The sequence below is a fragment of the Streptomyces sp. NPDC054786 genome (genome assembly GCF_053611685.1).
Map to the genome: position 1 here is coordinate 45807 of NZ_JBSHAW010000037.1, position 25422 is coordinate 71228.

19 protein-coding genes and 1 tRNA gene are annotated in these 25422 nt (G+C 71.3%); 14 read left to right on the forward strand and 6 right to left on the reverse strand.

What is annotated here, in order from left to right:
- Positions 1–162: 162 nt before the first annotated feature.
- The 5 genes from ACWGI6_RS28110 to ACWGI6_RS28130 all read left to right on the forward strand — a co-directional run bounded on the left by ACWGI6_RS28110 (position 163) and on the right by ACWGI6_RS28130 (position 6627).
- Complete coding sequence (locus ACWGI6_RS28110; RefSeq protein ID WP_453270100.1) at positions 163–972, forward strand: S1 family peptidase; 810 nt, start codon at positions 163–165, stop codon at positions 970–972.
- A gap of 217 nt (positions 973–1189) precedes the next feature.
- Positions 1190–1366, forward strand: coding sequence for a hypothetical protein (locus tag ACWGI6_RS28115; RefSeq protein WP_453270101.1), 177 nt, complete (start codon positions 1190–1192; stop codon positions 1364–1366).
- 116 nt (positions 1367–1482) lie between these two features.
- Entirely contained in the window at positions 1483–2163 is a 681-nt protein-coding gene (locus tag ACWGI6_RS28120) for a response regulator (RefSeq protein WP_453270102.1), read from the forward strand.
- Positions 2160–3392, forward strand: coding sequence for a sensor histidine kinase (locus ACWGI6_RS28125; RefSeq protein WP_453270103.1), 1233 nt, complete (start codon positions 2160–2162; stop codon positions 3390–3392). Before ACWGI6_RS28120 ends, ACWGI6_RS28125 begins: the two co-directional genes overlap by 4 nt.
- A gap of 151 nt (positions 3393–3543) precedes the next feature.
- On the forward strand, positions 3544–6627 hold the full coding sequence (locus tag ACWGI6_RS28130; RefSeq protein WP_453270104.1) for an endo-alpha-N-acetylgalactosaminidase family protein: 3084 nt from the start codon (positions 3544–3546) through the stop codon (positions 6625–6627).
- Positions 6628–6666: 39 nt separating this feature from the next.
- Here the strand turns inward: ACWGI6_RS28130 and ACWGI6_RS28135 are convergent, their stop codons facing one another.
- Positions 6667–8454 carry a glycoside hydrolase family 35 protein gene (locus ACWGI6_RS28135; RefSeq protein ID WP_453270105.1) on the reverse strand — a complete coding sequence of 596 codons (1788 nt, stop codon included), beginning with the start codon at positions 8452–8454 and terminating at the stop codon, positions 6667–6669.
- A gap of 165 nt (positions 8455–8619) precedes the next feature.
- On the opposite strand from ACWGI6_RS28135, the gene ACWGI6_RS28140 reads away from it, so the two are divergent.
- Positions 8620–9507: a helix-turn-helix domain-containing protein gene (locus tag ACWGI6_RS28140; protein WP_453270106.1), complete on the forward strand. Its 888-nt coding sequence runs from the start codon at positions 8620–8622 to the stop codon at positions 9505–9507.
- A 94-nt stretch (positions 9508–9601) separates the two neighbouring features.
- Positions 9602–12172: an aminopeptidase N gene (pepN, locus tag ACWGI6_RS28145; RefSeq protein ID WP_453270107.1), complete on the forward strand. Its 2571-nt coding sequence runs from the start codon at positions 9602–9604 to the stop codon at positions 12170–12172.
- A 38-nt stretch (positions 12173–12210) separates the two neighbouring features.
- On the opposite strand, the gene ACWGI6_RS28150 is transcribed toward pepN, so the two are convergent.
- Positions 12211–12675, reverse strand: coding sequence for a hypothetical protein (locus ACWGI6_RS28150; protein WP_453270108.1), 465 nt, complete (start codon positions 12673–12675; stop codon positions 12211–12213).
- A 210-nt stretch (positions 12676–12885) separates the two neighbouring features.
- On the opposite strand from ACWGI6_RS28150, the gene ACWGI6_RS28155 reads away from it, so the two are divergent.
- The 4 genes from ACWGI6_RS28155 (at position 12886) to ACWGI6_RS28170 (ending at position 17909) form a co-directional block, all read left to right on the forward strand.
- Complete coding sequence (locus ACWGI6_RS28155) at positions 12886–14145, forward strand: sensor histidine kinase (protein ID WP_453270109.1); 1260 nt, start codon at positions 12886–12888, stop codon at positions 14143–14145.
- A complete protein-coding gene (locus ACWGI6_RS28160; protein WP_453270110.1) occupies positions 14130–14777 on the forward strand; it encodes a response regulator transcription factor in 648 nt (215 codons plus the stop codon). The genes ACWGI6_RS28155 and ACWGI6_RS28160 overlap by 16 nt, the downstream gene beginning before the upstream one ends.
- Positions 14778–15042: 265 nt before the next feature.
- Positions 15043–16476: a pyridoxal phosphate-dependent decarboxylase family protein gene (locus tag ACWGI6_RS28165; protein ID WP_453270111.1), complete on the forward strand. Its 1434-nt coding sequence runs from the start codon at positions 15043–15045 to the stop codon at positions 16474–16476.
- On the forward strand, positions 16473–17909 hold the full coding sequence (locus ACWGI6_RS28170; RefSeq protein WP_453270112.1) for a lysine N(6)-hydroxylase/L-ornithine N(5)-oxygenase family protein: 1437 nt from the start codon (positions 16473–16475) through the stop codon (positions 17907–17909). Before ACWGI6_RS28165 ends, ACWGI6_RS28170 begins: the two co-directional genes overlap by 4 nt.
- Before the next feature lie 139 nt (positions 17910–18048).
- Here the strand turns inward: ACWGI6_RS28170 and ACWGI6_RS28175 are convergent, their stop codons facing one another.
- Positions 18049–19863: a bifunctional metallophosphatase/5'-nucleotidase gene (locus ACWGI6_RS28175; protein WP_453270113.1), complete on the reverse strand. Its 1815-nt coding sequence runs from the start codon at positions 19861–19863 to the stop codon at positions 18049–18051.
- Between the two features lie 221 nt (positions 19864–20084).
- Between ACWGI6_RS28175 and ACWGI6_RS28180 the strand changes: the two genes are divergently transcribed.
- Together ACWGI6_RS28180 and pyk are read left to right on the forward strand one after the other, a co-directional pair.
- Positions 20085–20825, forward strand: a complete 741-nt coding sequence (locus ACWGI6_RS28180; RefSeq protein ID WP_453270114.1) for an SIMPL domain-containing protein — start codon at positions 20085–20087, stop codon at positions 20823–20825.
- Between the two features lie 145 nt (positions 20826–20970).
- Complete coding sequence (gene pyk, locus ACWGI6_RS28185) at positions 20971–22407, forward strand: pyruvate kinase (RefSeq protein WP_393909022.1); 1437 nt, start codon at positions 20971–20973, stop codon at positions 22405–22407.
- Positions 22408–22829: 422 nt separating this feature from the next.
- Here the strand turns inward: pyk and ACWGI6_RS28190 are convergent.
- Positions 22830–22904, reverse strand: a tRNA-Leu gene (locus ACWGI6_RS28190).
- Between the two features lie 95 nt (positions 22905–22999).
- Between ACWGI6_RS28190 and ACWGI6_RS28195 the strand changes: the two genes are divergently transcribed.
- Positions 23000–23653 (forward strand): ANTAR domain-containing response regulator, encoded by a 654-nt coding sequence (locus ACWGI6_RS28195; RefSeq protein ID WP_393909023.1) that lies wholly within the window; start codon positions 23000–23002, stop codon positions 23651–23653.
- Between the two features lie 89 nt (positions 23654–23742).
- Here ACWGI6_RS28195 and ACWGI6_RS28200 read toward each other — a convergent pair whose 3' ends face one another.
- A complete protein-coding gene (locus ACWGI6_RS28200) occupies positions 23743–24459 on the reverse strand; it encodes an ABC transporter ATP-binding protein (protein ID WP_453270115.1) in 717 nt (238 codons plus the stop codon).
- The gene (locus ACWGI6_RS28205; protein ID WP_393909025.1) at positions 24456–25418 is read right to left on the reverse strand and encodes an ABC transporter ATP-binding protein; all 963 of its coding nucleotides are present in this window, start codon (positions 25416–25418) and stop codon (positions 24456–24458) included. Before ACWGI6_RS28205 ends, ACWGI6_RS28200 begins: the two co-directional genes overlap by 4 nt.
- Between the last annotated feature and the right edge of the window lie 4 nt (positions 25419–25422).

Sequence of the window (25422 nt, forward strand, 5' to 3'; positions counted from 1 at the left end):
ACTCCACATAATCACAGGGCGCTTTACGGACTCATCCCCCACTGGGTCCGGACGCCTTGCGGCGTGCTGCCGTCCTCCACGCACCTTCTGCGGCGGCCACGTCCGGCTCCGGTGTTGGCATGGGCTCGTCAGCGACGGCAACCCCCCACGAAAGGAAGCCCGTTGCGCAGCTACCGGAAGTACCTCAAGAGAACCACTGCCCTCGGCGCGGTCGCCCTGGCCGCCTTCAGCCTCCAGCCCGGATCGGCCTCGGCCGTCCCCTCGCCGGGCCCGTCCGGCTCCGTCCACACCAAGGTCGTCGGCGGCACCAAGGCCGACCAGGGTGAATTCCCCTTCATGGTCCGGCTGTCGATGGGCTGTGGCGGCGCCCTGTACGCCAAGGACATCGTGCTCACCGCGGCGCACTGCGTCGACGGCAGCGGAGCGAACACCTCCATCACGGCCACCGCGGGCGTGGCCGACCTCGAGGACTCCCACGCCGTCAAGGTGAACTCCACACAGGTCCTGCAGGCACCCGGCTACAACGGCAAGGGCAAGGACTGGGCGCTCATCAAGCTCGCCAAGCCGATTGACCAGCCCACGCTGAAGATCGCCGAGGACGACAAGCTCAACAACGGCGACTTCACCATCGCCGGCTGGGGCGCCGACAAGGAAGGCGGCAGCCAGCAGCGCTACCTCCTCAAGGCCACCGTGCCCTTCGTCGACGACGCCGCCTGCCAGAAGGCCTACGGCGACCAGTTGACGCCCGGCGACGAGATCTGCGCGGGCAAGCTGGACACCGGTGGCGTCGACACCTGCCAGGGTGACTCCGGCGGCCCGATGTTCCGCAAGGACGACGGCGGGCAGTGGCTCCAGGTCGGCATCGTCTCCTGGGGCGAGGGCTGCGCACGGCCCGGCAAGCCCGGTGTCTACAGCGAGGTGAGCACCTTCGCCGCGAACATCAAGAAGGCCGCGGGCGAACTGGGCGGCTGACCGCACCACGCACACGAAGGGCCCGGGGAGCCGCTCCCCGGGCCCTTCGCCGGGTCCGGAGTCCCGGACCTTGGTCCCGGCCGTTGGTCCCTTCGCCCCACGGCCGTTGGTCCGCCCGCCGCGGGACCAAGTTCGTGCTTGTGGACGGGCCTTGTGCCGTCACGGATGACCGGACGGCCTATGGGCTGCCGCGGCACGGCTCCCTAACGTGAACGGCATGACCACCGAGACCCGCCCCCGGCGCCCGGCGCGCGACCGCGACCACCGTGCGACGGTCGTCGCCGCACTGCTCCTCACCGCTTCCGCCGCGACCCTCGCCTATGTGCTGCTCGGCGGCCCGCACGAGCCCGTCGAGTTGCCGGCCGACGAGCCCCCGAACGCGGTCCGGAGCTGACCGGGGACCCGGCGCCGGTCCACCGGACCGCCCCCGGCCGCGGCCCGCGCGCACGGCCGGCCGGCCGCAGGGACGGATACGGGCCCGCGACCCCGATGGCGCCGAGGAGGAACGACATGCCGATCAGTGTGGTGATCGCGGACGATCAGGAAGTGGTCCGCATGGGCTTCCGGATGGTCCTGGAGAGCCAGGACGACATCGACGTCGTCGCCGATGTCACCGACGGCGAGGCCGCCCTCGCGGCCGTCGAACGGCTGCGCCCCGACGTGCTGCTGCTGGACATCCGGATGCCCAGGACCGACGGTCTGGAGGTCACCCGCCGGCTGACCGGGCGCGCGGCCGGCCACCCCGGGTACCGGCACACCCCCCGGATCGTCATCGTCACCACCTTCGACCTGGACGAATATGTGCACGCCGCGCTGCACGGCGGTGCCTCCGGCTTCCTCCTCAAGGACGCCAGCCCTGCGCTGCTCGTGGAGGCCGTACGGGCCGCCGCCGTCGGCCACTTGCTGCTCTCGCCCGCGATCACCGCCCGGCTGCTGCGCGAGCCGGCCCCGGCCGGCGGCCCGAGCCGGGCGGCCCGCACCCCCTCCGAGCCGCTCACCGACCGCGAACGGGACGTCGTGTGCGCGCTGGCCGGCGGCCGGACCAACGCCGAGATCGCCGGCGCCCTGTATCTGTCGCTGTCCACGGTCAAGTCCCATCTGGCGAACGTGCAGACCAAGCTGGACGCCCGCAACCGGGTCGAGGTCGCCTTCTGGGCCTGGGAGAGCGGTCTGGGCTCCGGCAGCTCGTGAGCGAGCACGGTGCGGGCACCGGAAGGCGTCGCGTCCCGGGCGGCGGACCGGGGCGCGCCCGGCGGGCCGCGCGCCGGAGCCCGGCGGAGTGGGCGAGGACCCATCCGCGGAAAGCCGTTGCCACCCGGGCCGGCCTGGCGGTGGCACTGCTGCTCCTCGTCGGCATCGAGGCCCTGGCGCTCGCCCGCCGGCCCACCCACGCGCACCTGATCGTGGTGGCCTCCGGCATCGTGGTCTGTCTGTGCGCGGTGCCCGCCGCCCGGATCCCGCTGACCGCCCGGGCCCGGACCGCGGCCGTGGTCTCCCTCTCCGCGTCGGCGGTGCTGATCGCCGGGCAGCACGCGCGGGAGGTGTGGGGCCTGGGCGAGGGCATCGCCCTGCTCGTCCTGCTCACCGCCGTGATCCGCCGCGCGCCCGGCCGCACCGCCGCCGTCCTCGGCCCGATGCTGGGCCTGGCCTGCGTCCTCGCCCCGGTACGGGACACCCGGCCGGGCCTCTTCACCGTCGTCTTCGTCGTGCTCACCGTGGTCGTCGCCGCCTATTCGACGATCCTGCGCCGGCAGGACGCCCGGCGGCTGCGCGATCTCGCGGCCGTCCGGGCCGCCGAGCGGCTGGAACTGGCACGGGAGTTGCACGACCTGGTCGCCCACCACGTCACCGGCATCGTCGTCCAGGCCCGCGCCGCCCGCTTCACCGCCCCCGAAGGCCGTCAGGCCGGCGCCACCCTCGAACGGATCGAGGCCTCCGGCAGCGAGGCGCTGGGCGCGATGCGCCGGCTGGTGCGGGTGCTGCGCGAGGACGGGGTGCACCCCCACCCGGTCGCCGGGCTCGCCGAGGTCTGCGCGCTGACCGAGGCATTCGCCCGCACCGGCCCGCCGGTCGTCCTCTCCCTCGACAAAGGCCTGGCACAGGCGCTGCCGGACGATGTGGCCGCGGCGGTCTACCGCATCGTGCGCGAGGCGCTGACCAACGTCCGCAAGCACGCGGCGGACGCCACGGCGGTACGGATCGGCCTGCGGCCGGTATCCGTCGGGGCGGAACTGCGTATCGCCAACGACGGCGGCAGCCCGGCGCGCCTGTGCGAACAGGCCCGCGGCGGCGGCTTCGGCCTGGCCGGCCTCACCGAACGGGCCGAGGCGATGGGCGGACGGCTCAGCGCGGGCCCCGCGGCGGAGGGCGGCTGGGAACTCACCGCCGTACTGCCCCTCGACGGCGGGGCGACGGTCTGAGGCCACCCGGCCGGACCGGCTTCCCGCCGCCACCCGCGGGCGCCCCACATCTGTCCAACACCTGTCCCTCCTTTGTCCATAGGCGCACACCCCGCATGCGCAGCACGCTGTCCGCCGACAGGCAGTGCAGGCACGAAGGAGGACAGCGCGCGTGAACGAACAGACAGGCGCCCCGCGCGGGCCCAGCCGCAGAACGGTCGTCGCCGCCACCGCGCTCGCCGGGGTCACCGGCGCCCTCCCGCTCGGCGCGCCCCCCGCCGCCGCCGCACCCCGCGCCGGCGAGGCGGTACTCCGCTCCGACGCGCTGGAGGTCCGGGTCGACACCGCCTTCCCCCGCATCGTCTCCTACACCGACCGCGGCACCGGCGCCGTCCTGCACGGCCAGGACACCCCGGTCACCCAGGTCCTCATCGACGGCACCGCCCGCACCCCCCACGTCACCCACCGCACCCGCGCCGACCGCGCCACCTACACCCTCGGCTTCGACGGCGGCACCAGGATCACCGTCGAGGTCGCGGTCCGGGGCCGGCAGACGACCTGGCGGGTCACCGGCATCACCGACACCCCGGCACTGCGCATCGGCACCCTGGAGATCCCCGGCCTCGCCCTGCTGAGCGTCCGCAGCGACCAGCCCGGCGCCGCTCTGCTGGCCGCCCGGATCGAACTGGACAAGGCCAAGAGCGGCGACACCCTGGTGCAGGTCACCGGCACCACCCCCGCCGACGCCGCACCCACCGGATGCGCCTACGCCGTCGTTGCCACCGACGAGCTGGCCGCCGCCGTCGAGACCAACACCTCCTACGACAAGCCCGCCGGAGCCACCACCTGGGAGAACGGCCGGTTCTGGCGGCAGACCGTCAAGGGCGACGGGTTCGTCAAGGCGCAGCTGTCCTGCGGCCAGTGGACACACCGGGCGGCCGGGCAGCCGTCCCCCCTCGCCACCGACCCGCTGCCGTACGCGACCGTCATCGTCACCCGCGACCGCAACGGCGACGGCAAGACCGACTGGCAGGACGGCGCCCTCGCGCTGCGCGACATCATGGTCGTGCCGCTGGGCGCCGACGAACAGCATCTGCGGGTCGTCCCGCACATCCCGTTCAACTTCGCCAGCCAGGCCACCAACCCGTTCCTCGCCACCCTCGACCACGTCAAGCGGATCTCCCTGGCCACCGACGGGCTGCGGCAGTTCACCCTCCTCAAGGGCTACCAGTCAGAAGGCCACGACTCCGCACACCCCGACTACGGCGGCAACTACAACTCGCGGGCCGGCGGACTCGACGACCTCAACACCCTGCTCCGCGCCGGAAAGAAGTGGAACAGCGACTTCGCGGTGCACGTCAACGCCACCGAGTCCTACCCCGTCGCCCACGCCTTCTCCGAAACGCTCGTCGACAAGGACGACGAGCAGTGGGACTGGCTCGACCAGTCCTACCGCATCGACGCCCGCCGCGATCTGGTCTCCGGCGATATCGCCCGGCGCTTCGCACAGCTGCGCAAGGAGACCGACCCCGCTCTGAACACCCTCTACCTCGACGTCTTCCGCGAGTCCGGCTGGAACTCCGACCGGCTGCAGCGCCATCTGCGCGACCAGGGCTGGCAGATCGCCACCGAATGGGGGCACGGCCTGGAGCGCTCCGCCCTCTGGTCGCACTGGGCGAACGAGACCGACTACGGCCCCGACACCTCCCGCGGCATCAACTCCCGGCTGATCCGCTTCCTGCGCAACCACCACAAGGACGTCTTCGCCGACAAGTGGCCCACCCTGCTCGGCAACGGCCGGATGGGCAACTTCGAGGGCTGGGTGGGCAAGACCGACTGGAACGCGTTCCACACGATCATCTGGACCGACGCCCTGCCCGCCAAGTACCTCCAGGCGTACCCGATCAGGACCTGGGGCGCACACGAGATCACCTTCGAGGGCCCCACCAAGACCTCCGTCAGCGACGCCGACGGCACCCGCAAGATCACCACCGACGGCCGCCTCGTCTACGACGACGGCACCTATCTGCTCCCCTGGGAACCCCGCCGGGCCACCGACCCGCACCGGCTCTACCACTACAACCCGCACGGCGGCACGACCACCTGGACCCTGCCCCGCGGCTGGTCGGGCACCGCGGCCGTTTACGCCTACCGGCTCACCGACCAGGGCCGTACCCAGGAAACCCGGGTCCCCGTCAGCGGCGGCAGGATCACCCTCACCGCCCGGCCCGGCGTCGCCTACGTCGTCCACCGCGGCAGGGCCCCGGCCCGGAGGGACCCCGCCTGGGGCGAGGGCACGCCCCTGACCGACCCCGGCTTCCACTCCGGGAACCTGGCCGGCCGGCAGGTCACCGGCCCGGCCTCCGTCCAGCTCAGCAAGCTGGGCGACTACGAGCTGGTCATCGAGGCGGGCGCGGCCGCCACCGTCGCCCAGTCACTCGCCCGGCTCGCCCCCGGCAGCTACGCCGCCTCGGTACAGGTCGAGGTCGGCGTCACGGCGGGCGAGCGGCGGCGGGCCGCCCTGGAGATCCGTACCGCCGACGGCGTCGGTGCCGCCAACTGGACCGACACCTCCACCGCCGGCAACTACGTCGCCGCCGACCGGAAGTCCGGCACCCGCTTCCAGCGCCTCTTCACCCACTTCACCGTCCCCGAGGGCGGCGGCCCGGTCACCCTCGCCCTCACCGCGGCGGCGGGCCGGGCCCGGGTCAGATTCGACAGCCTCCGCGTCGTACCCGCCCGGCCCACCACCAGGAAGGGCGCCCTGGCCTACGAGGACTTCGAGCATGTGCCCCAGGGCTGGGGCGTCTTCGTCAAGGGCGACGCGGGCGGCGTCACCGACCCCCGCACCCATATCGCCCAGCGGCACGCCCCGTTCACCCGGCGCGGCTGGAACGGCAAGGCCGTCGACGATGTCATCGACGGCGGCCAGTCGCTCAAGTCGCGCGGCGAGAACACCGGGCTCGTCTACCGGACGGTCCCGCACACCGTCCGCTTCCTCCCCGGCCGCCGCTACCGGATCACCTTCCGCTACGAGAACGAGAAGGCCGGCCAGTACGCCTGGGTCACCGCCGTCGACGCGCCCGCACCCCGCGAACTGACCCGCACCCCGCTGCCCGTCGCCACCGAACCGGCCGCCCACACCTATGAGTTCACCGCACCGGCCGACGGCGAGGCATGGGTGGGGCTGCGCAAGATGGCCGACGACGGGAAAGCGGAGTTCGTCCTGGACACCTTCGAGGTACGCGAGATCTGACGGGACCGTGGGGCGGCGGCCCGCCGCCCCACGGACCGCTCAGCCCCCCGTCGCGCAGGGATACAGTCCGGGCGCCCCCGCCTCGTCCCCCACCAGGGCCGGGGCGCCCTCCCACTCCCACAACAGCAGCTCGTTGTCTCCCTCGCGCAGCACCGGGCCCGGCACATACAGGGTCCGCTGCGGCCCGAGCGCCCAGTAGCGCCCCAGACAGAAACCGTTGATCCAGGCGAAACCGTGGCTCCAGCCCGGCAGCGCAAGATCGGCATCACCGGGCCGCCCGTCCACCGTCACCGTCCCCCGGTACAGCCCCACGGCCCCGCCGGCCCCCTCCGCCGCACGGAACGGAACCTTCGCCAACGCCCCGGCATCCTCCATGGCGTCCAGCCGCAGCCCCCGCGACCGTACGCCGTGCAGATACTGCCGCTCGTGCAGCAGCCCGCCCGTGATCCCCTTGGATTCGCCGAGCCGCGGACCGTAGTTGACCCGCCCCAGCGACGCCACCCACACCTCCACCGACGCGGGCCCGGCCACCTCCCCGAGCACGGCGTCCTCGCCTTCCACCACGGGCCCGCGCACCCCGTCGACGTACACCACCGCCCGGTCCCGCAGCCCGCTCACCCGCAGCGGATAGCGGCCGCGCGGCCCCGGCACCGCCACCCGGTAGCGCACCACCCCCCGGTCCACCCCCAGCTCCTCGAACGTCGCGGGACCGCCCCCCTCGGCCTCCTCGCCCCCCAGCGCCTCCATCACGTCCTTCGCGCACGCCCACTCCCCGACCACCGCACGTACCGGTGCCGGCAGCACCCGCAGCGGCTCCGGCACCCGGGGCAGCGGCCCGTCCGCCCACTCGGCGAGCACCTCCCGGAACCGCCAGAACTTCTCCGTGGGGCGCCCGCGTTCGTCGACCGGCGCCCCGTAGTCGTACGAGGTGACCGTCGACCGCAGCGCCCCGTCATGCAGCTCACCGGCGCGGTTCGCCCCCGCCCACCCACCGAAATTCGTCCCGCCGTGCGCCATGTAGACATTGACCGACGCACCGCACTCCAGGATCTCGCGCAGCGCCGCAGCGGCATCCTCCGGAGCGCGCGGCGCCTGTGCCTGCCCCCAGTGCGCGAACCACCCGCACCAGAACTCCATACACATCAGCGGCCCGTCCGCCTGATGGCGCCGCAGCGCCGCCAGCGCCTCGCGGGCCCCGGAACCGAAGTTGGCGGTGGCCGGCAGGCCCGGCACCGCACCACCGCTCAGCATGTGGTCCTCGGGCCCGTCCGAGGTGAACAGCGGCACCCGCACCCCCAGCTCACGCAGCCGGTCCACCAGGTGCGCCAGATAGACGCCGTCGCTGCCGTACGAGCCGTACTCGTTCTCCGCCTGCACCATGATCACCGGTCCGCCGGCCGTACACTGGCGCGCCACGACCTGCGGCAGCAGCCGCGCGAACCAGGCGTCCACGGCCCGCAGATACTCCGCATCCCGCGTCCGCACCCGCCGCCCCAGCGGCCCGGTCAGCCACTGCGGCAGCCCGCCGTTCTCCCACTCCGCGCAGATGTAGGGCCCCGGCCGGACGATGGCCCACAGCCCCGCCGCCCGCACCGCGTCCAGGAACCGCCCCAGCGCCTCCGGATCCCGGAACTCACCGGGCCGCGGCTCGTGCAGATTCCACGGCACATAGGTCTCCACGCAGTTCAGGCCCATCGCCCGGAGCATCGCCAGCCGGTGGTCCCACTGCGCCTCGTGCACCCGGAAGTAGTGCAGCGCCCCGGACAGCAGCCGCACCGGCCGCCCGTCCAGCACGAAGTCCCGCTCGCCCACCTCGAACTGCGTCACGTCACCCGCCCTCGCCTCGTCTCCCGTGCGCCACCGGCCGGGCGCACACGGTCACCGGTCACCCTTGCCCTCTGGCGGTGTGACGGTCCATGGACAAAGATCGGTTGTGTTTGGACGGTTCGACGGAGCGGCACCGAGCGGTACGGAGCGACGGGAGGTCCGGGCGTGTACCACACCTGGATGCGCTACTTCACTCCGAGCCCGGTCCACCACCGGCTCGGCCTGGTGTGCCTGGGCGTCGGCCTCCAGCACGGCACCCTGCCCACGGTTGGCCCGCGCACCCTCGACCACCATGTCGCCATCGTCATCAGCGCCGGCCGCGGCTGGTTCACCGACCCCGACGGCCGGCGTCATGCGGTGACCGCCCCCGCCCTGTTGTGGATCCTGCCGGGGGTGCCCCACCACTACGGCGCCGACCCGGAGACCGGCTGGGACGAGAGCTTCGTCGACTTCACCGGGCCGGCCGCCGCGACCTACACCGAACTCGGCTATATCGAGGCGGACCGCCAGCTCGTCCCCCTCGCCGACACCGGGCCGGCCCGGACCGCCATCGGGCGGATCGCCCGCGCGGCGCGGCGCGGCAATCCGCTGCTGGAGGTCGAGACCTCGGCCGCGGTCCACGAACTCCTGGTCGCACTGCGCAGGGCACGGGCCGATACCGACGCCGACGGCGACCCGGTCCTCCAGGCACTCGCCCGGGACGCCTTCCTGCCGCTCTCGGTCGCCGAGCACGCCGCCCGGCACGGCATGACCCCCGCGGAACTCCGCACCGCCGTACGGCGCGGCGCCGGCTGCAGCCCCAAGGATTACCTGCTGGGCATACGCCTGGGCCGTGCCAAGGAGCTCCTGGTGGGAACGGAGCTCCCGGTGGCGGCGGTGGCCCGCCGGGTCGGCTACGACGACCCCGCGTACTTCAGCCGCCTGTTCACCCGGCGGGTGGGGACCGCCCCGGTGCGCTTCCGCGACCGCCAGGTCCGCAATGTGCCCGGCGGCTGGTCCACCCAGATCCCGGATCCGGACGATCCGCCGCTGGTCAGCGGAGGGAACGGCTGACCGGGGGAGCCCGGGTCAGCCGCGGCGGGCACTCGCCCGTCCGCTTCCCCCAACCCCCGTGCACCGGTCACCGACCGTACGGCAGCATGAAGTCATGCCCGCACTGCAGCGCGACGAGGCGCAGACCCGAGCCCGACTCATCGACGTCCACCGCTACGACATCGCACTCGACCTCACCCACGGTGAGGACCGGTTCGGCTCCCGTACGGTCATCCACTTCACCGCGCACGCGGACGGCGACACCTTCGTCGAGCTCAAGCCCGCCGAGCTGCACTCCGTCACCCTCGACGGCCGCCGCCTCGACCCCGCGGCCCTGGACGACAACCGCCTCCCGCTCACCGGCCTCACCCCCGGCGCCCACGAACTGCGCGTGGACGCCACCATGCGCTACTCCCGCACCGGCGAGGGCATGCACCGCTTCACCGACCCCGCCGACGGCGAGACCTACGCCTACACCCAGCTGTTCATGGAGGACGTCCAGCGCGTCTTCGCCGCCTTCGACCAGCCCGACCTCAAGGCCGTCTTCGCCCTCACCGTCACCGCCCCCACCGACTGGACCGTCCTCGGCAACGGCATCGCCACCCGGCGCGACCCCGGCCACTGGACCCTCGCCCCCACCCCCCTCATCAGCACCTACCTCGTCGCCGTCGCCGCCGGCCCCTGGCACTCCGTACGCACCGAGCACGCCGGACTGCCCTTCGGCCTCCACTGCCGCCGCTCCCTGGCCCCGCACCTCGACGCCGACGCCGACGAGATCCTCGACCTCACCCGCCGCTGCTTCGACCGCTACCACGAGATCTTCGAGGAGCCCTACCCCTTCGACTCCTACGACCAGGCCTTCGTCCCCGAATTCAACGCCGGTGCCATGGAGAACCCCGGCCTGGTCACCTTCCGCGACAAATTCGTCTTCCGCTCCGCCGTCACCGACACCGAACGCCAGACCCGCGGCATGGTCATCTCCCACGAGATGGCCCACATGTGGTTCGGCGACCTCGTCACCCTCCGATGGTGGGACGACATCTGGCTGAACGAGTCCTTCGCCGAATACATGGGCTACCAGGTCCTGGCCGAGGCCTGCCGTGGGGGGACGCCCCCCAGAACATGGGGCACCGACACCTGGACCGAATTCGCCTTCGCCCGCAAGGGCTGGGGCTACGACGCCGATCAGCGCCCCTCCACCCACCCCGTCGCCCCCGCCCCCGAGGACGTCCCCGACACCACCTCCGCGCTCACCAACTTCGACGGCATCTCCTACGCCAAGGGCGCCTCCGCACTGCGCCAACTCGTCGCGTGGATGGGGGAGAAGGACTTCCTCGCCGGCATCAACGACCACTTCGCCCGGCACCGCTTCGGCAACGCCACCCTCGCCGACTTCATCGACTCCCTCTCCCGCGCCACCGACCGCGACGTCCACGCCTGGGCCGAACGCTGGCTGCGCACCACCGGAGTCGACACCCTGACCCCCGTCGTACGGGAAGGCGAGGACGGCAACTGGAGCGTGTCCGTCGAGCAGACCGGGAGCCAGGACGGCACCCGCCCGCACCGGCTCACCATCGGGCTCTACGACCACGACGGCACCACCACGGGCCGCCTCGTCCCGCGCGAGCCGCTGTCCTGGGACGTCCCCGACGGCGCCGCCCACTCCGCCACCGGCGGCCGCCCCGCCCTGCTCCTCCTCAACGACCAGGACCTCACCTACGCCAAGGTCCGCCTCGACCCCGTCTCCTGGGACACCGCCCTCGGGGCACTGTCCGGACTCCCCGAACCGCTGACCCGCGCTGTGGTGTGGAACGCCGCCCGCGACATGGTCCGCGACGGCGAACTCGCCCCCACCGCCTACCTCGACGCCGCCCGCGCCCACCTCCCGTACGAAACCGATCTCGCCGTCGTGGAAGGCGTCCTCGCCTTCGCCCGCACCCAGATCGCCGACCGCTACCTCCCCCGCACCGAACGCCACACCGCCCTCGCCACCCTCACCGCCCTCAGCCGCGACATACTCCGCCGCACCGAAGGCCCCGAACACGGCGCCGAAGCAGGACTGCGGCTCACCGCGGTACGCGCCTTCATCGACAACGCCACCACCCCCGAAGGCATCCAGGACTGGCTCGACGACGGCAGCGTCCCCGGCGGCCCCCGCCTCGACCCCGAACTGCGCTGGCGCATCCTCGGCCGGCTCGCCACCCTCGGCGCCGCGCCGCTCGACGAACTCCGCGCCGCCATCGACGCCGAACTCGCCCGGGACCCCAGCGCCACCGGCCGCGAAGGCGCCGCCCGCTGCCACGCCGCGCTCCCCGACCCGGCCGCCAAACAGGCCGCCTGGGACGCCCTGTTCACCACCGACAGCAAGACCGCGCTCTCCAACTACCTCTTCACCGCCACCGCCACCGGCTTCTGGGCACCCGAACAGCTCGACCTGCTCCGCCCCTACGCCGCCCGCTACTTCACCGACGTCCCCGCCCTCGCCGCCGCCCGCGGCCCCGCCCTCGCCGAGGCCGCCGGCCGCTACGCCTTCCCCGCCGTCCTCGTCGAGGAGCACACCCTCCACCTCGGCGAAGCCTGCCTCGCCGACGCCCACCCGACCCCCGCCCTGCGCCGCAAACTCGTCGACCAGCTCGACGATCTGCGCCGGGCGCTGACGGTACGCGCCGCAGCCGGGAGCGCCTGAGTGCGCGCTCCCGGCACGCCGGGGCCGGGAGCGCACCCCTAGGCGCTCTTGGGGAAAGCGGCGCGCAGTCCGGACCCGTTGGTGAGGAAAGCAGCCGCGGCGAGGGGGAGCGCGCAGGCCATCTGCAGCACGACGAACCACGGCGGCAGGCCACCGGCGGACAGGTCGATGGCGACGATCGCGATCGGCATGAGGCCCGAGAGGATGCGCACCCGCACATAGGCCCAGCGCGTTCCCCGCGAGGCGAGGAGGGTCAGCCAGTAGAGCACCGCGGCGCTCGCGAGCACTCCGGCCGACCGGCCCCACATGAACGCGGTCACCGGGTGTGCGGTGAGCGCGAGGAGGACGACGGTGAGGAGCACGGCGGCGCTGAGTGCACCGTAGGCCGCGACGAGGATCTTCGCCCGGGCGAAGCCTCGTCGGGTGCGTGGATGGCTGAGGCGGGCCGTCTCGGCCGCGGTGCGGTGGGTGGTCTCCATGTCCTTCTTCCTCCGTGTCGTCATCGTGGTGTCGACGCTAGAAAGCGCAGGGGGCGGTGCGGTACGGGCCTGGACGTACGGGTGGGTGGGGCCAGACCTACTTCCGGGCCGATCCGGCGGTGACCGGCCTCCGTGCGGCGCACAGTGGCAACACCGAGTCGGCGCGGCCGGACCGGGGCGGTGCGGCAGCACGCGGGTGCCACGGTCGGGGCCATGAAGTGAGAAGGAAGGGTCATGCGACAGCTGGTGTCATGGGGGGCAAGAGCCGGGCTGGGGTTCGTGCGTGCGTGCGTGGTGGTGGTCGTCAGCATGCTGGTCCCGGCCGTGTGGGCCACTGCAGTGGCGCTGGGGATCCGGTGGGGGGCGGGGAACCCGTGGTCGTGGGCAGCGCCGTTGGTGTGGGCGTGCCTCGGCACGCTCGCCCTGTCCCGCCCGGTCTGCCGGATGTTCCGCTTCCTCGTCGCGACGTGGACGCCCACCGTCATTCCCGCCGGGTACCGGCAGGCCGGGCCGGTGGTGCGGATGTCCACCGGGTACTGGTGGAACGGGTTCTCCTACGAGCGCACCAGCCGCGACGCCCGCCTGGACCAGCGGTGGCGGATGCGGTGGAGCGACCCCGCCACCTGGCGCGATCTGCGGTTCACGGGGATCGCGCCGTTCACCGCCGGCGTGACCTCGGCCATCCCCCCGGCCGGGATCGCGGTGGCGGTCCTCGGACTCGGCCAATCGGCACTGGCCATGCGCCTCATCGGGGTGCTCGGCCTGGCCGTGGCCCTCGTCGGCGCCCCGTACGCCTGGCGGTCCGTCGAGCCGGTAGCCGTCCGCTTCCTGCGCGCGTCGCCCGCGATGCTGCTGGCGGACCGGGTGGAAGAGCTGACGGCCCACCGCGCGGATGCGACGGTCGCGCAGGCCGCCGAGATCCGCCGGATCGAGCGGGACCTGCACGACGGAGCGCAGGCCCGTCTGGTCGCGCTCGGGCTCTCCCTGGCGACTGCGGAAAAGCTGATGGAAACCGACCCGGACCGGGCCAGGACGCTGATGCGGGAAGCGCGAACCGGCGCCGCCACGTCACTGACCGAGCTCCGCGAACTGGTCCATGGCATCAACCCGCCGGTGCTGAACGAGCGAGGGCTCCTCGATGCCGTGCGCGCCCTCGCCCTGGACAGCCCGCTCGACGTGGCTGTCAGTGCAGACCTTCAGCTCCGCCTGGACCCGCCGGTCGAGTCCGCCCTGTACTTCGGGACCGCCGAACTGCTGACCAACGTGGTCAAGCACGCCCGTGCGTCCCGGGCGTGGATCTCCCTCGTCCGGGATGGCACCGGCATCGTCGTGGACGTGGAGGACGACGGCCGCGGCGGAGCAGGCGTGCGCGCCGGCGGCGGACTTGCGGGGCTGCGCCGCCGCCTCGCGGTCTTCGACGGCACCCTGGAGATCACCAGCCCGGCGGGCGGCCCGACCCGCGCAAGAATGGCGGTGCCATGCGAATCGTTGTAGCCGAAGACCTCTACCTCCTGCGCGACGGAATGGTCCGCCTCATCGAGGCATACGGACACCACGTGGTGGCGACGGCAACCACCGGACCCGAGACGCTCGACGCGCTGCTGACGTGGCGGCCGGATGTGTCCCTCGTCGACGTCCGCATGCCGCCGACCCAGTCGGACGAGGGCCTGCAGGCCGCTCTTGCCGCCCGCCGCGAACTGCCCGGACTGCCGGTCCTGATCCTCTCCCAGCACGTCGAACAGCTGTATGCCCGCGAACTCTTGGCCGACGGGACCGGTGGCATCGGCTACCTACTCAAAGAGAGCGTGTTTCACGCCGATCAGTTCATCGATGCCCTGGAGCGCGTCGCCGGTGGCGGGACCGCCATGGACCCGGCCGTCATCGCCAAACTGCTCTCCACCGGGCCCTCGCACCCACGACTCGGACGGCTCGGCGCACGCGAACACTCCGTGCTCGGCCTCATGGCCGAAGGGCTGTCCAACCAGGCCATCGGCCGCCGGCTCTTCCTCAGCGAAAGCGCCATCAGCAAATACACCACCTCCATGTTCGGCAAACTCGGCATCACCGATGACGACGACAGCAACCGCCGCGTCCTCGCCGTCCTCACCTACCTGAACAACCCCTGACCTGCGTTTCGAGCCCGGCTCGCAGCACCCGTGCGGCGATGCTGGTCATGACGGCCCCCATGGGTGGCCGCTCCTCGCCCCGCTGACGGGGATGGGATTTCCCGGACCGGCGGCACCCGAACACCAGCGGTACACCCGTACCACTTACGGGTGGTATGACCGCGACCAGTGGATACAGGCTGTACAGGGAAAGTAACTTAGGGCTGCCTAAGGGCTGGTCCGCACGGGATCCACGCCCCAACTCCCCTGACAGAAGAGCACATTGATGTCTGTGCCCCCTGCCGGCACCGCCCTCGCAGGCGGCACCAACGGCCCCCGCGCACTCCGCCCCCTGCTCGACACCGTCCTCGACGCCCTCACCACCGGCGCCGAGGACCGCGCCGGCCCCCTCCCGCCCGGCGGACCGGCCACCGTCGCCCGCGCCGTACGCGACGCCTGCCACCCCCTGCTTCCCGACCACGGCACCGGTCCGCACACCGCCCTGCGCACCCTCGTCCACACCCTCGCGGCCGGCGCCGCCGACCCCGCCGACCCCCACTGCGCCGCGCATCTGCACTGCCCGCCGCTGGCCCTCGCCACCGCCGCCGACCTCGCCGCCGGCGCCCTCAACCCCTCCATGGACTCCTGGGACCAGGCCCCCGCCGCCTCCGCGCTGGAAGCCCTCACCAGCCGTGAACTCGCCGCGCTGGTCTACCCCCAGGCCACCGAACCCGACGCCCTGATCACGACCGGCGGCACCGAATCCAACCAGCTCGCCCTCCTCCTCGCCCGCGAAGCCGCCGCCCCCGACGGCTCCGCGACCGCACCGCACCGGCCCGCCCGCCCCCTTCAGATCGTCTGCGGCGCCAACGCCCACCACAGCATCCACCGCTCCGCCTGGCTCCTCGGCCTCCCCGAACCCCTCACCCTCCCCACCCCCGACGGCATCCTCACCCCCGACACCGTCCACACCTGCCTCGCCAACCTCGCCGGACGCACCGGCCCCGTCCTGCTCACCGCCACGGCAGGCACCACCAACTCCGGCGCCATCGACCCTCTTTCCGCCCTCGCCGACGTCGCCGGACGCCACGGTGCCCGCTTCCACATCGACGCCGCCTACGGCGGAGCCCTCCTCTTCAGCGACACCCACCGCGGCGCACTCCAAGGCCTCGCCCGCGCCCACACCGTCGCCCTCGACCTGCACAAACTCGGCTGGCAGCCCGTCGCGGCCGGCCTTCTCGCCGTCCCTGGCCCCGCCACCCTGGCCCCCCTCGCCCACCAGGCCGACTACCTCAACGCCGACGACGACACCGAAGCCGGTCTCCCCGACCTGCTCAGCCGCTCACTGCGCACCACCCGACGCCCCGACATCCTCAAAATCGCCGTCACCCTCAAAGCCCTCGGCCGCCACGGCCTCGGCGAACTCGTCGACCGCACCCTCGCCGCCGCGCAGACCCTCGCCGACCTCATCGAGGCCCACCCCCGCTACGAGCTCCACTCCCGCCCCCTCCTCAGCACCGTCCTCTTCCGCCCCACCGGCGCCGACGACACCACCCTCGCCACCATCCGCCGCACCCTCCTCACCGACGGACAGGCGGTCCTCGGCCGCGCCACCACCCCCACCGGCCTCTGGCTCAAAGCCACTCTCCTCAACCCCCACACCCAACCCGGAGACCTGACCACCCTCCTCAAACTCGTGGAAGGCCACACGCCTCGATGAGCACCACCCCGCACCCCGAAACCTCTCCCACCACCGACACCACGACCCCCGACGAACCCCTCGACCTCGCGGGCATCGGTATCGGCCCCTTCAACCTCTCTCTCGCCGCCCTCGCCCACCCCCTCACCCCCCTCCGCACCGCCTTCTACGACCAGCGCCCCGCCTTCCACTGGCACCCCGGCCTCCTCATCGACGGCGCCACCCTCCAAGTCCCCTTCCTCGCCGACCTGGTCACCCTCGCCGACCCCGCCAGCCCCTGGACCTTCCTCAACTACCTCAAGACCCGCGAGCGCCTCTTCCCCTTCTACTTCGCCGAGCGCTTCCACCTCCACCGCGCCGAATACGACGCCTACTGCCGCTGGGTCAGCGAAAACCTGCCCAGCCTCCACTTCGGCCACCAGATCGACGCCGTCCGCTGGAACCCCGAACACGAAGTCTTCGAAATCGACTTCACCCAGCTCGACACCGGCGGCGAAGCCGAAGCCCTCGGCCGCACCTACGCCCGCAACCTCGTCCTCGGCATCGGCACCACCCCCCACATCCCCGTCCCCCTCCGCCCCCTCGCCGAGGCCCCCGCCGTCCCCGTCATCCACTCCGCCGACTACCTCGACCACCGCGAAGCCCTGCTCGCCGCCGACCACCTCACCGTCATCGGCGCCGGCCAGTCAGGCGCCGAAATCTTCCTCGACCAGCTCCGAGCCCGCCCCGCCGGCCGCGAACGCCTCCACTGGCTCGCCCGCACCCCCGCCTTCGCCCCCATGGAATACAGCAAGCTCGGCCTCGAACACTTCACCCCCGACTACACCCGCTACTTCCACGCCCTCCCCGAACGCGTCCGCGACGACCTCGTCCCGGGCCAGTGGCAGCTCCACAAAGGCATCGACCACACCACCCTCGGCGCCATCCACGACGAGCTCTACCGCCGCACCCTCGACGGCGGCTGGCCCGACGCCACCCTCACCCCCGGAGTCTTCGTCCGCACCGCGGGCCGCGTCGGCACCACCAAGGTCGAACTGCACCTCGACCACACCCAGCAAGGCACCCGCTCCCGCCTCACCACCGACGCCGTCATCCTCGCCACCGGCTACCGCGAACGCCGCATGGACACCCTTCTCGCCGCCATCGACCCCTACGTGCGCCGTGACTCCGGGGCGCGCCCCCGTATCGACGCACACCACCGCCTCGTCCTCGACCCCGCCGTCACCGGCTCGGTCTACGTCCAGAACGCCGAGACCCACACCCACGGCGTGGGCACCCCCGACCTCGGCCTCGCCGCCTGGCGCAGCGCCACCATCCTCAACTCCCTGACGGACGACACCCCCTACCCCCTCCCCACCCGCACCGCCTTCACCACCTTCGGCCTCCCCCAGCCGTCGACGGGACGCGCGGGCATGGTCCCCCGCCAGGGCTCCACCCTCGTCCCCCGCCGCTGACCCGCACCGCCCCTCGGGCCCACGTCAACCCCGTACGGCGGCACCACGCTTACGGGGGCCGGGGGAGCCGCGGACCCGGGAGAGACCCACGGCCGCCCCCGGACGCCGCCCCCGCGGCCCCCTCGTGGTCAGCCGGATCTCAGAACACCGGCACCCCGTCCCGCGTCAACTTCCAGTCCACCGAGGCGAACTGAGCGGGATCGATCTGACCGCTCTCCTGAACCCACCCGATGATCAAATTCCGGATCTCGTCCGACGTCGACCACACCTGCTCCGCAGCCGCCACATGCGGGAAATTGCCACCACCGTTCGCCCGGTAATTGTTCACCGCCAGAACGAACCGCGCCGCATCGTCCAACGGCTTCCCGTCGAACATCAGCTTCCCGATCCGCTGCCCCGCCGGCTTCGCGATATCGACCTCGTACGAGACACCGCTCACCACGTCGTAGTTGTAATCCGGCGTACCGTCCGCATTCGTGACCTTCGACGGATCCACCGGACCACCGGCAGCCGTCTGCACGTAGTACCGCGCCGAGAACTCCAGATACGCCCGCACCTGCGCACCCGTCAACACCCGTGCCTCCAGCGTGTTGTCGAACGGATACAGGGCCGCCATCGACCGGATCGTCACGTCCCCCTCCGGCACCCGCGCGGAACGCGAAAAACACGACGCCTGCGACAACACCGGCAACGACGCATACGCCGACCCCGCCAGCGCCTTACGCACCACCTCCGCCTGCACGAACGCAATGAAGTCCAATACCGGCGTGTCCTTCACCGCCGCCTCGGCCGCCGTCATCTCCGCCTTCGACCGGCCGATCACCCGGTTCACATACGCCACGACCTTCCGGTGCTCCGCCCGCAGCAGGCCCGTGATCCGCGTATCCTCCGCCACCGCATTCGCATTCAGGACCCGCGAACCGACCGACCCCACCTCCCAACGCCCCCGGCGCCACTCCACCTCCACATCGAAAAGCGTCAGCCGCTGCCCCCACTTCAACGGCTCCGACAGCACCACCTCCCGGCCGGACTCCTTGTTCACCACCCGCCGCTCGGGAACCTCCACATGCGCATGCCCCACCAAAATCGCATCGATCCCCGGCACCTGCTCCGCCACCAACGCCGCCGCATTCTCCACATACGGCAACTGGTCCCCGTACGACGACGTACCGCTCATCCCCGAATGCGCCGCCACGATCACCACATCCGCGCCCATCGACCGCAGCTTCGGCACCCACTTCGCTGCCTGCTCCACCAGCCCCGGAAACGCCAGCTTCCCCTGCACATGAGCCTTGTCCCAGATCGCGATACCCGGATTCGTCAAACCCAGCACCGCAACGGTCACCTCCCGCCCGCGCGGTGACCGCAATCGCTTCAGCACATACGGCCGAAAAGCCGGCCGCAGCGACTTCGCATCCACTGCATTGGCCCCCAGCAGCGGAAAATCACAGCTCTCCTCGAACTTCCGCAGCACCGGAATGCCGTAATTGAACTCGTGATTACCCAGCGCCGCGGCGTCATAGCCGATTGCATTCATCGCCCGCGCCATCGGATGGACCGGACCGTCCGGATCCGTGATCGGATCCACCTTGGCGTAGTAATACGCCAGCTGCGTCCCCTGAATGGTGTCACCCGCATCGATCAGCAGAGTGTGGCGCCGGCCCTTCTCGCGCCGCACTTGGCCCACCAGCGTCGAGATCTTCGCCAGGCCGACGTCATTGTGATCCGCATCGTCGAACTCCGCGTCCGTCGCGTAGTCCCAGTTGAAGACATTGCCGTGCAGATCCGTCGTGCCCATGACCGTGAAGGCGTACCGCTCCCGGTGACCGCGGCCGCCGCCGGGGCCCCGGGCCTCCTCCGCCTCCGCCACCGGCGCGCCCGCCGCCCCCGCGAGCGCCATCCCGGCCCCCGTCACCACGGAACGCCCCAAGAACTTCCTACGGTCGAGCGACATGCCAACTCCCTTGGATGAACGCCGAAAACGCGGACGAGCGCCGCCACACAGCGGGACAACGCGCGTAGATTCTGGCGCAGCCGCCCCCCGCGCAACACCCCTCACCGCGTCCCCTCGGAGGACCCACCCCGCCCCGCCCCGATATGCGACCCTTCACCACCCGCGCCCGCACACCCCGAAGCCCGCCACAGGACACCGACCCCGCAACCCGGGAGCCACCCATGACCGACCCCGCCGACGACACCCCCACCCCCGCCGTCCCCACCACCGGCCCCACTCCGACCGCTCTCCCGTACGGCACCCCCGACACCCCCCGCCTCGCCGTACGCGGCGAAGCCCGCCTCGACGTCGACCCGGAAATCGCCCGCATCGTCGTCACCGTCAGCGCCCGCGGCACCGACCGCACCGCCGCCCTCACCGACCTCAGCCGCCGCAACGAACAGGCCCTCACCCTCATCAAGAGCTACGGCGACGCCATCGAAAAACTGGAGACCGGCACCTTCAGCCTCACCCCCCAACTCACCGAGAAAGGCCGCCACGAACGCATCCGCGCCTACCACGGACGCGTCACCCACACCGCCACCCTCAACGACTTCACCACCCTCGGTGAACTCACCACCCGCCTCGCCGACCTCGACCTCACCCGTGTCGACGGCCCCTGGTGGGCCCTGCGCCCCGACTCACCCGCCCACCGCGCCGCCCGCACCCAGGCCGTCCACGAAGCCGTCCAGCGCGCCCGCGAATACGCCGAAGCCCTCGGCGCCCGCCTCGACGCCCTCCTCGAAATCGCCGACCTCGGCGCCGAGAACGCCGCCCCCGTGGCAGCCCCTGCCATGCGCTCCTTCGGCGGCTATGGCGGCGCCACCCAGGAATCCGCCCCCGCCCTCGATCTCGAACCCCAGCGCCAAGCCGTCCACGCCAATGTCAACGCACGCTTTACGATGACCCGTCCCGCACTGTGAGACCAGCGGCCACGGGGATGACATTCCGCTCATCGGAGCGCCTGCGCGCGCATTCCATTACTTGTCAAAAGGCTTTCACCAAGCGCTCGTTGAGCAGTCACTTTCCCACCGTTCCCTACCGCCCGGTAAGTCATAGAGTCGAAACATGCGCCGAGCAAAGATCGTCTGCACACTGGGACCCGCCACCGACTCGTACGAGCAGATCAAAGCCCTCGTCGACGCCGGAATGGACATTGCCCGCTTCAACCTCAGCCACGGCACCTACGCCGACCACGAGGCACGGTTCGACCGGGTCCGCAAAGCATCCGAAGAGACCCGCCGCAGCGTCGGCATCCTCGCCGACCTTCAAGGTCCGAAGATCCGCCTCGGCCGATTCCGAGAAGGCCCTGTACTTCTCGAACGCGACGACGAGTTCACGATCACCGTGGAACCCTCCGTCGAAGGCGACCGCCAGATCTGCGGCACCACCTACAACGGCCTCGCCGCCGACGTCACCACCGGCGAACACATCCTCGTCGACGACGGAAAAGTCACCCTCGAAGTCACCGGCGTCGACGGACCCCGCGTCCGCACCAAGGTGATCGAAGGCGGCATGGTCTCCGACCACAAAGGCCTCAACCTCCCCGGCGTCGCCGTCTCCGTCCCCGCCCTCTCCGAAAAGGACCAGGACGACCTCCGCTGGGCCCTGCGCTACGGCGCCGACATCATCGCCCTCTCCTTCGTCCGCAGCGGCCGCGACATCGAGGACGTCCACCGCATCATGCGCGAAGAAGACCGCTTCCTCCCCGTCATCGCCAAGGTCGAAAAGCCGCAGGCCGTCGACAACATCGACGACATCGTCGCCGCCTTCGACGGCATCATGGTCGCCCGCGGCGACCTCGGCGTCGAGATGCCCCTCGAAACCGTCCCGATCGTCCAGAAGCGCACCATCAAACTCGCCAAGCGCAACGCCAAGCCGGTCATCGTCGCCACCCAGATGCTCGACTCGATGATCGACAACTCCCGTCCCACCCGCGCCGAGGCCTCCGACGTCGCCAACGCCGTCATCGACGGCACCGACGCCGTCATGCTCTCCGGCGAGACCAGCGTCGGCAAATACCCCACCGAGACCGTCAAGACGATGAGCCGCATCGTCGAGGCCGCCGAGGAAGACCTCCTCGCCAAGGGCCTCCCGCCGCTCACCGAGGCCAACAAGCCCCGCACGCAGGGCGGCGCCGTCGCCCGCGCCGCCGCCGACATGGGCGACTTCCTCGGCGCCAAGTTCCTCGTCGCCTTCACCCAGTCCGGCGACACCGTCCGCCGCCTCTCCCGCTACCGCTCGCCCATCCCGCTCCTGGCCTTCACCCCCGACCCGGCCACCCGCTCCCAGCTCAACGTCAGCTGGGGCGTGGAGACCTTCCTCGGCCCGACCGTCAACTCCACCGACGAGATGGTCGCCCAGGTCGACGAGCAGCTCCTCAAGATCGGCCGCTGCCAGAAGGGCGACGTCGTCATCATCACCGCCGGCTCCCCGCCCGGAGTCCCCGGCTCCACCAACCTCGTCCGGGTCCACCACATCGGCGAGGACGATTCCCCGAAGTAGCGCCACCCGCACCGCGATTCCGCTGGGCCGAGGTACCTGACTGCCGTCCCTGTCAGTACTTCGGCCCGATGTGTTGGTCCATGACGGCGACGGAGCTGCGCTTGATGAACCCCCAGGGGCGAGCGTCCGCGCGGCGGCTGTGGCACACACGCGCATCGCGGGCACTCCGCCTTGTGCGGGACCGGCTCGATCCTGGTCCGGCAGGAGCGCATGGCGCACCGGGAGAGGCCGGTCCGCTTGCTCGCGGCGTTGAGGCTGCGCCCTTGGGCGACGAGGGAGAGCATGCGCACGCGTGGAGAGGCCGTGGATGCATGCGATCGCGACGGGAAATGCGTCGAGCGACGTGAATTCGATTCGATAGCGCTTCACCGAAAAGGGTGACGCTCAGCGCTTGTCGCGCTATCTTCGAATCGAAGAGAAAGTGCCCCAGGTGGGATTCGAACCCACACTTTCGGCTGTTTGAGAGCCGCCTCTCTAACCAGTTGGAGTACTGGGGCCTTAGAAAGGGAGGATACCTGCTGCCCTGCGTGGTCCTACCCTACAGGAGCTAGGTAGGCTCATGGGGCACCACCTGCCTGTAACGAGGAGTCCCGTGAGCGCCGCCGAGCCCGAGCAGCCCGTCGCCGATGACGATCAGTCGCACGTCCCGCCGCTGACCACGCGCGTCGTGATCGCCGAGGACGAGGCTCTCATCCGTCTCGACCTCAAAGAGATGCTGGAGGAAGAGGGCTACACCGTCGTCGGCGAGGCCGGGGACGGCCAGACCGCCGTCGAGCTGGCCCGGGAGCACCGTCCCGATCTGGTGATCCTGGACGTGAAGATGCCGGTTCTGGACGGTATCTCGGCGGCCGAGAAGATCGCCGAGGAGAGCATCGCGCCGGTGCTGATGCTGACCGCGTTCTCGCAGCGTGAGCTGGTGGAGCGGGCGCGGGACGCGGGTGCGATGGCGTATCTGGTGAAGCCGTTCTCGAAGACCGATGTGGTTCCCGCGATCGAGATGGCGGTGAGCCGGTTCACCGAGCTGAAGACGCTGGAGAAGGAGGTCGTGGACCTCACCCAGCGGCTGGAGACCCGGAAGCTGGTGGACCGGGCGAAGAGCATTCTGCAGACGCAGTACGGGCTGACGGAGCCGGCCGCGTTCCGGTGGATCCAGAAGACGTCGATGGATCGCCGGCTGTCGATGCAGCAGGTGGCCGAGGCGGTCATCGAGGATGCCGAGGAGAAGAAGCAGCAGAAGGACCAGTAGCAGGTCCGCAGGCTCGTACCGAGCGCGCGAGCGGCCCCGTACCGATGGTGATCGGTGCGGGGCCGCTCGCGTGGTGACGGTGTGCGGGTTCAGTCCTCGCCGAGGTAGGCCTTGCGGACGGATTCGTCGTGGAGGAGGGATTCGCCGCTGCCGGAGAGGACGATGCGGCCGATTTCCATGACGTGTCCTTGGTCGGCGAGGGAGAGCGCGGCCTGGGCGTTCTGCTCGACGAGGAGGATGGTGGTGCCTTCTGAGCGCAGCTCGCGGATGGTTTCCATGATCTTCTGCATCATGATCGGGGAGAGGCCCATGGAGGGCTCGTCGAGCATGAGGAGTTTGGGGCGGGACATCAGCGCGCGGCCCATGGCGAGCATTTGCTGTTCGCCGCCGGAGAGGGTGCCGGAGGCCTGTTTGCGGCGTTCGCCGAGGATGGGGAAGAGCTCGTAGACGCGTTGGATGTCTTTCTCGATGCCGTCGGCGTCCTTGCGGAGGAAGGCGCCGAGCTGGAGGTTTTCGGCGATGGTGAGGCGGGGGAAGAGCCGGCGGCCTTCGGGGGAGTGGGCGAGGCCGCGTTCGACGATCTTGTGGGCGGGGACGCCGTTGAGAGGTTCGCCGTCGAAGGTGATCTTGCCGGCGAGGGGTTTGAGGAGGCCGGAGAGGGTGCGCAGCGTGGTGGTCTTGCCGGCGCCGTTGGTGCCGATGAGGGTGACGGCCTGTCCGGCTTCGACGGAGAACGAGATGCCTTTGACGGCTTCGATCTTGCCGTAGGCGACGCGTAGGTCCTCGACTTCGAGCAGTGCGGTCATGGGGTGTCTCCGGTCTGTCCCTGGTCCGGCCGGTCCGGCGGGGCCGCCTCGTCTGCTGCGTCGGGTTCTTCTGCCGCCTCGGGGGGCGCGGCGGTCTTCGGCGTGGGGGCCGTGTCCGCCGGGGCTGCCGGGTCCGTGGTGTCGTCCGGTGCCGGCATGGCCTCGACCGGTGTGCCGAGGTAGGCGGCGATGACGCGTTCGTCGGCCTGGACGATCTCGGCGGTGCCTTCGACGAGTTTTTGGCCTTGGACGAGGACGGCGACGCGGTCGCAGAGGTTGAAGATGAAGCGCATGTCGTGCTCGATGACGAGGACGGCGGTGCCTTGTGCGCGGATGGCGAGGACGAGGTCCTGGGTGGCGCGGGTTTCCTGGGGGTTCATACCGGCGGTGGGTTCGTCCAGGAGCAGCAGGCCGGGTTCGCTGGCGAGGGCGCGGGCGATTTCGAGCTTGCGTTGTTCGCCGTAGGGGAGGTTGCGGGCGAGGTGGTCGCGTTTGTGGGCCAGGCCGGTGAACTCCAGGAGTTCCATGGCGCGTTGTTCGCTGGTGCGCTCGGCCTTTTTGAAGCCGGGGCCGCGCAGGAGCGCGGACCAGAGTCCTTCTTTGGTGCGGGTGTGGCGTCCGACGAGGACGTTTTCGAGGACGGTCATGTTGGCGAAGAGGCGGATGTTCTGGAAGGTGCGGGCGACGCCGGCCTGGGTGACGAGGTGGGGTTTGCGGGAGAGGCGGGTGCCCCGGTAGCTGACGGTGCCTTCGGTGGGCACGTAGAGGCCGGTGAGGCAGTTGAAGAAGGTGGTTTTGCCGGCGCCGTTGGGGCCGATGAGGCCGACGATTTCGCCCGCGCCGACGGTGAGGCTGACGCCGCGTACGGCGGTGAGTCCGCCGAATCGCATGGTGACGCCGTCGGCGCGCAGCACGGTGTCGGTGTCAGTGGCGGGTGCGAGGCTGGGTGCTGTGGTCATGGTC